Origin of the sequence: Corynebacterium sp. AOP12-C2-36 (assembly GCF_052379185.1) — a bacterium.
Lineage (GTDB): Bacteria > Actinomycetota > Actinomycetes > Mycobacteriales > Mycobacteriaceae > Corynebacterium.
On the sequence record NZ_JBQSYJ010000009.1, the window covers coordinates 89,531 to 102,590 of the forward strand.

Genomic DNA, 13,060 nt, shown 5'->3' on the forward strand with positions numbered 1-13,060 from the left:
TCACTCATTTGTCCTCCTCGAGGATCTCGCCGTCACGGACGAGCCGATCGTTCACGTCCGCCTGCCGGAACGTCGTCCCGGTCTTCGCCGCCTGGGCGGCCTCCTTTGCCATCACCTGGTCCTCCTTCTTCAGGGCCCGTCCGAGTGCGATAGACAGCAGGCCACCGACTATGGAGACTCCGATGATGATCCAGAACCCGGTGGTCGGAGTACCCGACGCGGTCTCCGCCAGACCAAAGACGTAGGGTCCGACGAATCCTCCGGTGAGCCCGACGGTGTTGATGAACGCCAGGCCGGCCGCTGCCATGAGGCCGGTCATCCGCGGCATCGCCACAGACCAGAAAAGCGGGAGAGTTCCGATGAACAGAAAGCCGAGAACACCGATCAGGATGATCCGAAGCACGGGCGAGGAGGTCATTAGAAATGCCGCTGCGGCGACGGCACAGCCAATGGCGAGGATTCCGATGATGGCGGACTCGTTGGTGTATCGCTTCGCGATTCGGGGAATCACGAGGACACCCACCGTGCCACCGATTCCAGTAACTCCACTGAGTAGACCGATGGTGAAGCTGCTGCTGATGTTCATCTCCTCGATGATGGAGGGGACGTTGAAAGTCACACCGTTGTTCGTGACCTGATTGAGGAAGTAGATGAGCCCCACGAGCAGGATGAACGGGCGCCCGAAGGCGACTTTGAAATTGCCTCTGAGCGAATGCCGTTCATGCGCCTCATCACCGCCGGTCGCCGCCTCCGTGAGAGCATCGGCCTCCTCCTGACTCAGCCAGTCCGCTTTCTGAGGCTTGTCCGGCAGCATGAACAGGACGACTAGCCCCACGAGGATGGTCAGCAGGCCCTCGACGAGGAACATCCACTGCCAACCATGGAGCCCCGCCGTGTCCTGCATACCCATCAGGGCACCGCCCAAGGGAGCTCCGAAGAACATCCCAAGGGTAGCGGCAAGATAGGTGTACCCGATTGCGGTCGCGCGGTCCTTCTGCGCGAACCACTGCGTGATCATGAACATCATCGCCGGGAACAGACCCGCCTCAGCCGCACCAAGGAGCATGCGCAAGAGGTAGAAGGTGAAGTCGTTGGTCACGAACATCATCAGTGCGGTGACCGTTCCCCAGCTCGCCGCGATGCGGAAGATCCACCGACGAGGCCCGACGCGGTACATGATGAGGTTGCTGGGAACCTCGAGGAAAGCGTAGGTGATGAAGAACAGTCCGGCTCCCAGACCGAATGCGGCGACACTGATGCCGACATCCGCCTGCAGGTGCGTCTTCGCCATCGCGATATTGGTGCGGTCCACATAGGACATGAAGTAGGCGAGGCACAGGATGGGCAGCAGCCGGAGCATAGCCTTCCTCGTGGCCAGTGCGTGGATGCCACCAGTGGACTTGTCGCCTCGGCTGGGCTCTCGGACTGCCGGAGGATTCTTGATCGACATCGTGCTCACCTCCCCAGTCCGACGGCTGCGCCTGCGGTCACGGAGCCCGAAGCTTCCTTGGCCAACTGCACATACAGTGCCGTCTGGTCGAATGCGGACCCGAGGGTGTGCGGGTCCCCGAGATCGGAGATCCTGTCCCAGTTGGCAGCAACGCCTTCGGCCGTGCACTCCTCCGCTGGCAGGGCCACCGGCTCTGCCTCGACCATGCGGGAGACCGCGAAGACACCGGCACCGGCACCAAGGATCACCCCGGTCGGGGCGTCCGGCGAGACGAGGAAAACGGCACCGGGAGCGACCGTCTCTGGGCCGAGCTGCGCTGCAGCGTCCTCCTCGATCAAGCCCGCTGTCATCCGGGTTGCGGCGGTAGGAGCGAGCGCGTTGACCCGGATTCCCTTTCGCTCTCCCTCGATGGCCAGGACGTTGGCGAGTCCGACGAGTGCGGACTTCGCCGCACCGTAGTTCGCCTGGCCGAAGTTCCCGTAGATTCCGGAAGCCGAGGTTGTCATCAGGATGCGCCCGTAGCCCTGCTTGACCATGTGCGGCCAGGCGGCCTTCGTGCAGTTCACGGAACCCATGAGGTGAACATCAACGACCTTGCGGAAATCGTCGAGGTCCATCTTCGCGAACGTCTTGTCGCGCAAGATGCCAGCGTTGTTGACGAGGATGTCGACCCGGCCCCATCGCTGTACGGCCTCGTCGACCATCGCGGCGGCCGCCGTCGCATCCGAGACATCAGCGGACGAGGCGACGGCCTCTCCTCCGGCTGCGGCGATCTCGGCGACGACTGCGTCGGCGGCACCGAGGTCGTTGACCACGACCTTGACTCCCCGGGACGCCAGGTCGAGGGCATGGGACCTGCCCAGACCTCCGCCGGCACCGGTGATCACGGCTACTTGTCCTTCAACGTTCACGGTTGCTCCTTATCGCGTTTACCTGCAGTACTCCCGAGTATTATGTGTCACAGGTCTCATATATGTCAAGGAGATTATCTACCTCACAAAATCTCTTTGCGGGCGACCTGCGGGAGGTCCAGCAACCGGCCAAGGTGGTTTATGGGAGTAGAAAGATGCTGATTGCATTGCACCCCCTTCACCCCCGAACCCATGCCTGACCTGCGGCACAAGAGAACACTGGAGGGGGCGCGGGGCACCCCGGGTGACCGTGCACGAACACTCACCTCATATCCGGAGGAGCACCAGTCATGACCGCTTTGATCGCGAGCTACGCCCGCACCCCGTTCACCAAGTTCACGGGGCAGCCCCACGACCTTCTCGCCGACCAGCCCGCCACCGCGTTGGGCTCGCACGCCGCGAAGGCCGCGATCGAACGCGCCGGCATCACCCCCGACCAGATCGACCAGGTGGTCTTCGGGCAGGTCATGCAAGCCGGCGCGGGCGAGAACCCCGCCCGCCAGACCGCCGCCGGGGCAGGCGTGCCGAAGACGGTCCCCGCCATCACCCTGAACGCCGTCTGCCTGTCCGGCCTCGAGGCCGTCGCCCAGGCCGCACGCCTGATCAACGCCGGCGAGGCGGAGATCGTCCTGGCCGGTGGCCAGGAGTCGCACTCCCAGGTGCCGCACGTGATCAACCTGCGTGCCTCAGCCGGACGCGGCGACGCCACCCTCGTGGACCTCATCGACCTCGACGGCCTGCAGGACATGTTCTACAACATCAACATGGTCCAGCTCACCGAGCAGGGCAACAAGGAACTCGGCGTCTCCCGTGAGGAACAGGACGCCTACACCGTGGAGTCGCAGCGCCGTGTGGCCGAGTTCGCCGACTGGCGCAACGAGGAGATCGCGCCCTTCCCCGGCGCCGCGAAGGACGGCGGCGACCTGGCCTCGGACAACAGCGGTCACGCGGGGACCACCATGGAGGGCCTGGCGAAGCTGCGCCCGCTGCTCGGTGGCGAGAAGGACACCATCACCCCCGGGAACACCGGTCCGCTGGCCAACGGTGCCGGCGCACTCGTGATCGTCAGCGAGGAGGCCGCCGAGAAGTACGGCATGACCCCGATCGCCCGCATCGAGGCGACCGCCTTCGTCGCCGGCCCCGAGGACAACACCTACCTGCACTCCCAGCCGTCCCACGCCATCTCCGCCGCCCTGGAGAAGATCGGCGCCACCCCGGACGAGCTCGTCGCCGCCGAGATCAACGAGCCCTTCGCCCTCGTCGGCCTGCAGTCGGCCCGTGACCTGGGCCTGGCCCCCGAGGTCGTGAACCCGCACGGTGGTGCGCTCGGCCTGGGCCACCCGCTGGGCGCCACCGGCGCCCGCATCATCGGCACCCTCGCCCGCGAGCTTAAGGACGCCGGCCCCGGCTCCCTCGGTGCCGCCGCGGCCTGCGGTGGCGGCGGTCAGGGCAGCGCCGTGCTGCTGCGCGCGCTCTGACTTGAGCGTCCTGAGACGGCACCCGCCTCCTAACCGCGCAGTTCCTCGAGCAGCGGAGCGTACATCCGCGCCTTGATCGTCGCCAGGGTGTCCCCCGCCTTGCCCGTCTGCGCGGCGGCGAGGTCCACGGCGGTGGGCAGCACGTCCTGTTCGTCGACGGCGCGGTCGACCACTCCGGACGCCGCGGCGCCCACCCCGCCGAAACGCTCGGAGGTGACCATGGCCCGGTGTGCGACCTGGCGGTCCAGCCGCTCGCGCACCAGCGACGACATACCGTCGGTGAAGGGGATGCCGATGTCTGCCTCCGGCAGGCACCAGAACCCACGGTCGGCACGCATGACCCGCAGGTCGTGGGCCAGGGTGAGCATCGCGCCGGCGGCGTAGGCGTGCCCCTGCACGGCGGCGACGGTGACCACCGGCAGCGACAGGATCCGGGCGTAGAGGGCCTCCACGCTGTCGAGGTAGTCGGCGCGCTGGTCCTGGTGGTCCTCGAGCCACTCCAGGTCCAGGCCGTTGGAGAAGAACTTGCCGGTGGCGGTGGTGACCAGGGCACGGGGCCCGGTGGCGGCGCCCACCTCGTCGAGCAGGGCGGTGACCTCCTCGACCCAGCTCGGGTGGAAGCGGTTCTCGGTGTCGCCGAGGTCGAGGACGAAGACGTCGTCGCGGCGGGCAAGAGTGGGCACAGTGGGCACAGTTTTCCTCACGGGTCGGCGGGCAGGTCGGCGGGCGGTGACTCCCCCAGTGTCGCAGGTGCGCTCCGCCGCCGCCCCGTCTTAACCGTGATTACCCGTGATTAACCGTGATTCGCCCGCTCGAGCAGTTCCTCGAGCTGTTCACGCGTCACCGAGCCGCCGCTCAGTCCCGCGACGCGGTCCAGGGGGATCGACGACATCAACGTCACCACGTCGACGCCTAACCCGTCCCCACCGGATTCACCGTCCCCGCCGAAGACGTTGCCCAGCGACTCCGCCACCGACGGCACCGCCAGCGCCTCGCCGAGGGTGGACTCCAACGTGAGCGGCACGCGGACCTCCTCACCCTCGAGGTCGACCTCCACGGATCCGCGCAGGTCCCGGCTGGAGGATCCCAGGTGCACCACGTATCGGCCCGGTTCCAGCACGAAGCGGTCGACCCGCACGTCCCAGTACTCCAGGTCACGGCGGTCCAGGTGGATCTCGATCTCCTCGCTCGCACCGGGTTCCAGGGTCACCGACCCGAAGCCTGCCAGCGCCCGCTCCACCCTGACCTGCGAGGAGTCCGGGACGGCGACGTAGGCCTGGACGACCTCACGTCCCGCGCGGCGTCCCGTGTTGGTCACCGTGACCGTGACGGTGATGCCGTCCCCGTCGTCGTCGGGCTGCCCGTAGACGTCGTCGTAGCGGAAGGTGGTGTAGGACAGCCCGTGGCCGAAGGGGTAGGTGACGCGCAGGTTGCGGGCGTCGTACCAGCGGTAGCCCACGAACAGGCCCTCGCTGTAGCGCACGTGGCCGTGCTCCCCGGGGAAGTCCAGGTAGGACGGGTTGTCGGCGAGCCGGGTGGGCAGCGTCTCGGTGAGTTTTCCGGAGGGGTTGACCGTCCCGGTGAGCACGTCGGCGATGGCCGCCCCGCCGCCCTGGCCGAGCAGGTTGGCGTCCAGGATGGCCGGCGCGAGGTCGCTGACCTCCCCGAGCTCCAGGGCACCGCCGTGCGACAGCACGACCACCACCCGGTCCTGTACGGCGCGCACCGCCCGCAGCAGTCCGAGCTGTTCGGCGGGCAGGCCGAGGTCGGTGCGGTCGAGCCCCTCGGTCTCCTGGTCGGGCGACAGGCCGAGGAAGACCACGGCGACGTCGGCGTTGGCGGCGTCCTCCACGGCCTCGGCGAGCAGCCCGGCGTGGCGTCCCGAGCCGTCCGTGGTGAACCCGGCGGCGTAGGTCACCGGCGCGGCGATCCGCTCCTTGAACAGCTCCAACGGCGAGTCGACCCGGGTCGGGTTCACGTGCGAGCTGCCCGCCCCCTGGTAGCGCGGCTCCGCGGCGAAGGCGCCGATGACGGCGACGGAGCCGGTCACGCCGGACGCGGCGATGGGCAGGATGTGGCGGCCGTCGGCGTCGTCGTTCTTGAGCAGGACGATGGACGCCGCGGCTGCCTCGCGGGCAAGGGCGTGGTGTGCCTCGGCGTCCACCGCGGCCCCGTCACCGCCGGACGCCTCCTGTGCCTCCTGTGCCTCCTGTGCCCGGCGCGCCCGGGCAGCCAGGCGCGCGACGCGTCCTGCGGCGGTGGTGACGACGTCCTCGTCGAGCTCACCGGCCTCGACGGCGGCGACGACCTCGTCGTCGGACGCCCCACCGTCCGAGGGCATCTGCAGGTCCAGACCCGCCGCGACGGCGGCCACCCGGCCACCGACGGCGCCCCAGTCACTGACGACGACCCCGTCGAAACCCCACTCGCCGCGAAGGACGTCGGTGAGCAGGTCGCGGCGGTGGCGCACCGGCACCCCGTTGACGGCGTTGTAGGAGCACATGACCGTCCAGGGGCGGGCGTCCTCCACGATCCTGCGGAAGACGCGCAGGTAGACCTCGCGCAGCGGCCGGGGGTCCACGTCGGAGCTGGCGCGCATCCGGTCGTGCTCCTGGTTGTTCAGCGCGAAGTGCTTCAGGCTCGCACCCACTCCCCCACCCTGCAGGCCGGTGACCCAGGCGGAGCCGAGCACGCCGGACAGGTGAGGGTCCTCGGAGTAGTACTCGAAGTTGCGCCCGCCCAGGGGCGATCGTTTGATGTTCACGCCGGGGCCGAGCAGCACCTGGACGTCCTCGGCGCGGGCCTCGGCGGCCAGGGCGGCGCCCACGCGTTCGAGGAGTTCCGGATCCCAGCTCTGGCCGAGGCCGGCCGCCGGCGGGAAGCACGTGGCCGGCACGCTGCCGGCCAGGCCCAGGTGGTCCACCCCGCCGGTCTGCTTGCGCAGGCCGTGCGGGCCGTCGGTGAGGGTGACGGAGGGGATGGTGCCCTGCGCTCCGTCCACCTCCCTGGTCTGCCAGAAGTTGCGGCCCGATCCCAGGGCGGCCCGGTCGGCGAGGGGCAGTGCTGATACGTCGGGAGCATCGGTGGTGTGGTGGCTCATGGGTCCTTTGTACGGGGAATCTTCACCGGATGTGGTGCGGGCCACTCGCCCCTCCGGGGAAATCAACATGAAGGGGCATGAAGACAGGCGAAGACACAGAGACGGCCATAATCGGAACCTTCCGCGGCGGGGTCGTCAGGGGTACAGTCTCGGCAAGACCACCCGTCCAACCAGAAACGAGTGCCATGTCCGACACACCCCGTCCCCGCCCCGTCCACCTCGTCATCATGGGCGTCAGCGGAAGCGGCAAGACAACCATCGCCGAACAGCTCGAGCTGCGCACCGGCGTCCCCTACGCCGAGGCAGACGTGTTCCACCCCGAGGCGAACAAGAAGAAGATGGGCTCCGGCCAGCCCCTCAACGACGACGACCGTTGGCCCTGGCTCCACGAACTGCGCGACTGGATGACCTCCCAGGCGGAGAAGGGCCACTCCACCATCGTGACCTGCTCGGCGTTGAAGAAGTCCTACCGTGACGTGCTCCGCGAGGCCGTCGGCGACGAGTTCTTCGTCCTGCTCGACGCCCCGGAGGACGTGCTCGCCGCGCGCATGGAGGTCCGCAAGGGCCACTTCATGCCGGCCTCGCTGCTGCGCTCGCAGCTGGACACCCTCGAGGGCCTCGCCGACGACGAGAACGGCCTCACCGTGGACGCCACCGACACCCCCGAGGCCCTCGCCGACGAGGTGCTGGCACTCAGCGCGTTGGCCACACTCGCCCACGAGGGTGGCCGACCGTGACACCCGCGGCGGACGGTCCCCTCCTGCTCGCCGCCGACGCCGCCGACGCCACAGCTTCGACCGCCGGCGAGGGCCAGCTGGTCGCCGCCGCCGTCGTCGGCATCGCCCTGATCATCGTGCTGATCGTCTGGGCGAAGCTGAACCCCTTCCTGTCGTTGATGATCGGTTCGGCGGTGCTGGCGCTCGTCGCCGGCACCCCGCTGGTCGAGGCGTTCGGCAGCTTCACCGAGGGCTTCGGCGGCACCGTCGGCGACGTCGGCGTGCTCATCGCCCTGGGTGCGGTGATCGGCCAGTTCCTGGTGAAGTCCGGCGCCGCCGACAGCATCGTCGACGCCTTCCTGGACCGCACCAGACCCGCGCTGCGCCCCTGGGTCATCGCCGGGCTGGCGATGCTGCTGGGCATCCCGCTGTTCTTCGAGGTCGGCATCGTCCTGCTGATCCCGGTGGTCATGCTGGCAGCGCGCCGGTCCCAGCTGCCGGTGATGCTGCTGGGTATCCCGGCCCTGGCCGGCCTGTCCGCCCTGCACGCCCTGGTGCCGCCGCACCCGGGCCCGCTGATCGCGGTGAACGCCCTGGGCGCGAACCTGGGCCTCACCCTGGCCCTGGGCCTGCTGGTCGCGATCCCCGTCGTGGCGATCGCCGGCCCGCTGTCGGCGAAGGTGATGGCACGGTGGGTGCCGATCGAGGCCCCGACCTCCATCTCCGGGCAGGACGTCACCGTCGTCTCCGACGAGGACCGTCCGTCCGTGGGACGCGGCCTCACCGTGGTGCTGCTGCCGGTGGTCATGATGCTCTCGCGCACCGTGGTCGAGTCGCTGCAGGTCTCCGAGGATTCCGTGGTCTACAAGACCTTCGAGTTCCTCGGCGAGCCGATCGTGGCCCTGCTCGCCACCGTGCTGGTGGCGATGTTCTTCCTCGGCTTCGGTGTGGGACGCACCCGCCAGGAGGTCTCCGACCAGGTCGGCGGCGCCTTCGGCCCGATCGCCGGGGTGATCCTCATCGTCGGTGCCGGCGGCGGATTCAAGCAGACCCTGGTCAACACCGGGGTCGCCGACGTGGTCGGCCAGTGGGTGCAGGCCGCCCCGGTCTCCCCGCTGATCGCCGGCTGGCTGGTCGCGGTGTTCATCCGCCTGGCCACGGGTTCGGCGACGGTGGCCACCGTCACCGCGGCCGGGATCATGGCACCGGTCGCCGCCGGCATGGGCTCCACCGAGGTCGCCCTGCTGGTCCTGGCCGTCGGCGCGGGTTCGGTGTTCTTCTCCCACGTCAACGACGCCGGCTTCTGGCTCGTCAAGGAGTACTTCGGCATGACCGTGCCGCAGACGCTGAAGACCTGGTCGTTGATGGAGACGATCCTCTCCGTGGTCGCCCTGGCCGTGGTGATGCTGGTCCACCTGATCATCTGACCGGTCGTCAGAACCGTCCCGTCGCACGCTCCCCTCGCGGGGCCACCCCTCCGGGTGGCCCCGCTTTGTGCTGTTCAAGATGCAGGTAGGGTCGTGGGACTTTGGAACGACAGATGGGAGTACGAACCATGACCGACCAACTCACGTTCACCAACCCCGTCACCCGCCACCCCAGGATCGAGCCGCCGAAGCAGCATCAGCCCGAACCCGGACTGGACGCCGACCTCGTCCCCGCCGCCGACATCGGCGCCACGGGCTACCGCGGCACCGGACGCCTGGAGGGCCGTAAGGCGCTGGTCACCGGCGCCGACTCCGGCATCGGTGCGGCCACCGCCGTCGCCTTCGCCCGCGAGGGTGCCGACGTCGCCCTGGCGTACCTCCCCGAGGAGGAGCAGGACGCCCGGCGCGTCGCCGACCTCGTCGAGGCCGAGGGGCGTCGCGCCGTCCTGCTGCCCGGCGACCTGGGCGACAAGGCGTACTGCACCGACCTCGTGGAACAGGCCGTGGCCGGCCTCGGCGGGCTGGACGCCCTGGTGAACAACGCCGGACGCCAGATCACCGTGCCCTCCTTCGAGGAGGTCACCGACGAGCAGTGGACGAGGACGTACGACGTGAACGTCCACGCCATGGTCCGGGTGACCAGGGCGGCGCTGCCGCACCTCGGGCCCGGGGCGACGATCGTGAACTCCACGTCGATCCAGGCCTACGACCCCTCGGACCACATCATGGACTACGCCTCGACCAAGGCGGCGATCAACAACCTCACCAAGAGTCTGGCCACCCAGCTGGCCCCGAAGGGGATCCGCGTCAACGCCGTGGCCCCGGGGCCGGTGTGGACGCCGCTGCAGGTCTCCGACGGCCAGCCGCAGGACGCGTTGCCGGGCTTCGGCCACGGCACCCCGCTGGGACGCTCCGGCCAACCGGTCGAGCTCGCACCCGCCTACGTGTTCCTGACCTCGCAGGAGTCCAGTTACGTGGTCGGTTCCACCATCCACGTCAACGGCGGACAGATGACCCCGTGACGCACAACCACACGAAAGGACCCGAACGATGAAACTCGACACAGTCCGCGGCCTCAGCGATGCGCAGGGCCCCTTCGCGACCCTCTACCTGGAGGGACGTGCCGCCTCCGAGGACGCGGCGAATGAACTACGCCTGCGGTGGGACGCCCAGCGTTCCTCGCTCGCCGACGACGGTGCCGGAGAGGAGACGCTCGCCGCGATCGACGACGCCCTGTCCACCCCCGACGCCACCGAGGTGCAGACCGACGGTCGCGTGATCGTCGCACACCCGGGCGGTGTCCTGCTCGACGAGGCGTGGGACGCCCGCGCCGGCACCGGCGACGACTCCGCCTTCGGCGACATCCCCGAACTGTCCGCCTACGTGCGTGAACGTGCACGCGCGGTGCGCGTCCTGCTCGCCGTCGTCGACCAGACGGGTGCCGTGGTCCGGCGCCTCGTGGCCACCGAGGACCGCAACCTCGACGAGAGCGGTCACGACGTCGTCGACGCCAGCAGCGACGAGCCCGTCCGCAAGCCCCGGCAAGGGGCGTTGTCACACAACCAGATCCAGCGCCGCGCCGACGAGGCCGTCAAGCAGAACGCCCGTGGCGTCGCCGACCACCTGGAGGCCACGGCACGCGCCTGGCGTCCGGACGTCCTGGTGCTGGCCGGTGAGACGCAGGGGCGCGCCGCCGTACGCGGCGAACTGGGCACCGAATTCGCCGCGACCGTGCAGGAGACCGACGAGGGCGGACTCACCGAGGCGTCCGGCGACAACGCCGGCGAGGCCCTCGACCGTGCCGTCGGCACCATCGCCAGCGACGTCGCCGCAGGCCACGCCCTGGCACAGACCGAACGTTTCGAGGAGGCACGGGCCCGCGGCCGCACCGCCGAGGGCGTGCACGCCGTGCTCCAGGCCGCAGGCATGGGCGCGGTGGAGACACTGCTGCTCAACTACGACGTCCCGACCACCGGGGAGAGCGAGATCGTGGTCAGCTGCGCGCAGGTCGACGCCGACGCCGCCCTGATCGACGCGGAGGTCACCGACGGCATCGCCGCCGTCCTGCGCTTCGAGGCACCCGAGGAACTGGGAAGCTCGGAGTTGAACGGATGACCCAGGACGAGCCGGGCTTCGTCACCCGGCTCTGGAGACAGTTCACCAGCCCGGAAGGCTCCACGGCCGCACTGCAGATCGCCAAGTGCGTGATCGCCGCGACCGGGGCCTGGTGGATCTCGGTGACCTTCCTCGACACCAGCTTCCCCTTCCTCGCCCCGTGGGTGGCGCTGCTGACCATCGACGCGACCGCCTACCGCACCCTGTCGCGCGGGGTGCAGTCCACGATCGCCTCGCTGCTGGGCATCGGCGTGGCCTTCCTCGTCGGCCACCTGCTCGGCGTCTCCGTGTGGACGTACGCCCTGGCGCTGCTGGTGGGGCTGGTGCTGGCGCGTCTGCCGTGGATCCGCGACGAGGGTGTCACGGTCGCGACCATGTCGATCTTCATCCTCAGCGACGGTTTCTCCGAGCAGCAACAGCAGTTCGGCGACCGCATGATGGAGATCGCGGTGGGCATCGTCGTCGGTGTGGTGGTGAACCTGCTGGTCCTGCCCCCGCTGCGGGACCGTCAGGCGTCGCGCTACGTGGACAGCGTGAACCGCCGGATGGGCTCGGTGCTGGAGAACATGGGCGAGGAGTTCGCCTCGTCCTGGGACACCGACCACGCCGACGACTGGATCCGGGAGACCGACTCGATCAACGAGGAGCTCAACTCCGCCTGGTCGGTGGTGCGGTTCGCCCGGGAGAGCCGGCGCGCCAACCCGCGGTCCTACCTGGACCAGCTACGCCGGGCCCGCGCCCGCGGGCAGCAGACCCCCGACCCGGAGGACGCCAGCTGGGAGGACATCCTGCGGCGCGCCGGTGAAGGCGTCTCGCACCTGCGCAACCTCGCCCGGACGCTGCGTGAGGCGTCCTACGCCGACGGTGAGTGGGACACCCGCTTCCGTGAGGAGTGGGCCTCGGTCGCGCGCGACTCCGGACGGGCCGTGGCCAACCCGGACGCCGAGGTCGAGCCCCTGTCAACGCGCCTGGAGAACCTCACCGAGCAGCTCTCGAACGACGAGAACCTGCCGACCATCCACTGGCCGGTGTACGGCACGATGATCACCGGCCTGCAGCACATCGTGGAGATCGTGGACGACGTGGCCTCCTCGCGGCAGGCCCGCGCGCCCAGCTGAGGCCGCCGCGTGTTCGACACCTTTGTTCGAACACCGAAATTTTCACGTCCGTGGCCGGTGCGATGATCTGTCCAGTCCTTCGAGGAGAGGACGCCCCCACCGAGACAGAGAGACGTTTCACCGTGACCACGAACTTTCAGCCCCAGCCGTTCCAGCCCGAGCCCTTCCAGCCTGAGCAGCCCGCCAAGAAGCCCTTCTACAAGAGGATCTGGTTCATCGCCCTCGCCGTGGTCCTGGTGATCGGCGTGGCCGTGGCCGTCACCGGTGAGGACGACGAGACCGCCACCGCAGGCGCCACCGAGACCACCGAGGTGACCCCGGTCGCGGAGGAGCCGTTGGTCGACGAGGTGGTCGACGAGGCCGCCGCACAGGAAGCCGCACAGGACGCCGGTGGGGACGTCCCGCGCGAGTACAGCTCGGCACTGCGTAAGGCGACGACGTACTCAGACATGATGCACATGTCCAAGGCCGGCGTCTTCGACCAGCTGACCTCGGAGTACGGCGAGGGGTTCTCCGCGGAGGCCGCCCAGTACGCCGTGGACAACGTGGAGGCCGACTGGAACGCCAACGCCCTGGAGAAGGCGCGGACCTACCAGGACACCATGGCGATGTCCCCGACCATGATCCACGAGCAGCTCGTGTCCGAGTACGGCGAGAAGTTCACCGTCGAGGAGGCGGACTACGCCCTGGCGAACCTGGAGCGGTAGCTCCCTCCTGGAGTTCGGGGGTTTCGGCTCGCGGCGAG

11 protein-coding genes are annotated in these 13,060 nt (G+C 69.1%); 7 read left to right on the plus strand and 4 right to left on the minus strand.

What is annotated here, in order from left to right:
- Positions 1-4: 4 nt before the first annotated feature.
- Together ACT3UN_RS09460 and ACT3UN_RS09465 are read right to left on the minus strand one after the other, a co-directional pair.
- The gene (locus ACT3UN_RS09460; protein ID WP_301443079.1) at positions 5-1,450 is read right to left on the minus strand and encodes an MFS transporter; all 1,446 of its coding nucleotides are present in this window, start codon (positions 1,448-1,450) and stop codon (positions 5-7) included.
- 5 nt (positions 1,451-1,455) lie between these two features.
- The gene (locus ACT3UN_RS09465) at positions 1,456-2,361 is read right to left on the minus strand and encodes an SDR family NAD(P)-dependent oxidoreductase (RefSeq protein WP_444656938.1); all 906 of its coding nucleotides are present in this window, start codon (positions 2,359-2,361) and stop codon (positions 1,456-1,458) included.
- 290 nt (positions 2,362-2,651) lie between these two features.
- Between ACT3UN_RS09465 and ACT3UN_RS09470 the strand changes: the two genes are divergently transcribed.
- Positions 2,652-3,839, plus strand: coding sequence for an acetyl-CoA C-acyltransferase (locus tag ACT3UN_RS09470; RefSeq protein ID WP_301443077.1), 1,188 nt, complete (start codon positions 2,652-2,654; stop codon positions 3,837-3,839).
- A 29-nt stretch (positions 3,840-3,868) separates the two neighbouring features.
- On the opposite strand, the gene ACT3UN_RS09475 is transcribed toward ACT3UN_RS09470, so the two are convergent.
- Both ACT3UN_RS09475 and ACT3UN_RS09480 read right to left on the minus strand, forming a co-directional pair.
- A complete protein-coding gene (locus ACT3UN_RS09475) occupies positions 3,869-4,522 on the minus strand; it encodes an enoyl-CoA hydratase-related protein (RefSeq protein WP_301443076.1) in 654 nt (217 codons plus the stop codon).
- Positions 4,523-4,632: 110 nt separating this feature from the next.
- Positions 4,633-6,939, minus strand: coding sequence for a glycoside hydrolase family 3 C-terminal domain-containing protein (locus tag ACT3UN_RS09480; protein WP_444656939.1), 2,307 nt, complete (start codon positions 6,937-6,939; stop codon positions 4,633-4,635).
- A 185-nt stretch (positions 6,940-7,124) separates the two neighbouring features.
- On the opposite strand from ACT3UN_RS09480, the gene ACT3UN_RS09485 reads away from it, so the two are divergent.
- From ACT3UN_RS09485 to ACT3UN_RS09510, 6 genes are all read left to right on the plus strand, one after another.
- Positions 7,125-7,676 (plus strand): gluconokinase, encoded by a 552-nt coding sequence (locus ACT3UN_RS09485; protein WP_441578804.1) that lies wholly within the window; start codon positions 7,125-7,127, stop codon positions 7,674-7,676.
- A gap of 23 nt (positions 7,677-7,699) precedes the next feature.
- The gene (locus ACT3UN_RS09490; RefSeq protein ID WP_301443081.1) at positions 7,700-9,082 is read left to right on the plus strand and encodes a GntP family permease; all 1,383 of its coding nucleotides are present in this window, start codon (positions 7,700-7,702) and stop codon (positions 9,080-9,082) included.
- Between the two features lie 128 nt (positions 9,083-9,210).
- The gene (locus tag ACT3UN_RS09495; RefSeq protein WP_444656940.1) at positions 9,211-10,104 is read left to right on the plus strand and encodes an SDR family oxidoreductase; all 894 of its coding nucleotides are present in this window, start codon (positions 9,211-9,213) and stop codon (positions 10,102-10,104) included.
- Between the two features lie 28 nt (positions 10,105-10,132).
- The gene (locus tag ACT3UN_RS09500; protein WP_444656941.1) at positions 10,133-11,197 is read left to right on the plus strand and encodes a baeRF2 domain-containing protein; all 1,065 of its coding nucleotides are present in this window, start codon (positions 10,133-10,135) and stop codon (positions 11,195-11,197) included.
- The gene (locus ACT3UN_RS09505) at positions 11,194-12,315 is read left to right on the plus strand and encodes an FUSC family protein (protein ID WP_301442425.1); all 1,122 of its coding nucleotides are present in this window, start codon (positions 11,194-11,196) and stop codon (positions 12,313-12,315) included. The genes ACT3UN_RS09500 and ACT3UN_RS09505 overlap by 4 nt, the downstream gene beginning before the upstream one ends.
- A gap of 122 nt (positions 12,316-12,437) precedes the next feature.
- On the plus strand, positions 12,438-13,022 hold the full coding sequence (locus tag ACT3UN_RS09510) for an Ltp family lipoprotein (RefSeq protein WP_444656942.1): 585 nt from the start codon (positions 12,438-12,440) through the stop codon (positions 13,020-13,022).
- The last annotated feature ends 38 nt before the right edge of the window (positions 13,023-13,060 follow it).

Bases quoted from the DNA above. Each gene is read 5' to 3' on its own strand.
- ACT3UN_RS09460 (WP_301443079.1), bottom strand. From the start codon at position 1,450: ATGTCGATCAAGAATCCTCCGGCAGTCCGAGAGCCCAGCCGAGGCGAC.
- ACT3UN_RS09470 (WP_301443077.1), top strand. From the start codon at position 2,652: ATGACCGCTTTGATCGCGAGCTACGCCCGCACCCCGTTCACCAAGTTC.
- ACT3UN_RS09480 (WP_444656939.1), bottom strand. From the start codon at position 6,939: ATGAGCCACCACACCACCGATGCTCCCGACGTATCAGCACTGCCCCTC.
- ACT3UN_RS09485 (WP_441578804.1), top strand. From the start codon at position 7,125: ATGTCCGACACACCCCGTCCCCGCCCCGTCCACCTCGTCATCATGGGC.
- ACT3UN_RS09495 (WP_444656940.1), top strand. From the start codon at position 9,211: ATGACCGACCAACTCACGTTCACCAACCCCGTCACCCGCCACCCCAGG.
- ACT3UN_RS09500 (WP_444656941.1), top strand. From the start codon at position 10,133: ATGAAACTCGACACAGTCCGCGGCCTCAGCGATGCGCAGGGCCCCTTC.
- ACT3UN_RS09505 (WP_301442425.1), top strand. From the start codon at position 11,194: ATGACCCAGGACGAGCCGGGCTTCGTCACCCGGCTCTGGAGACAGTTC.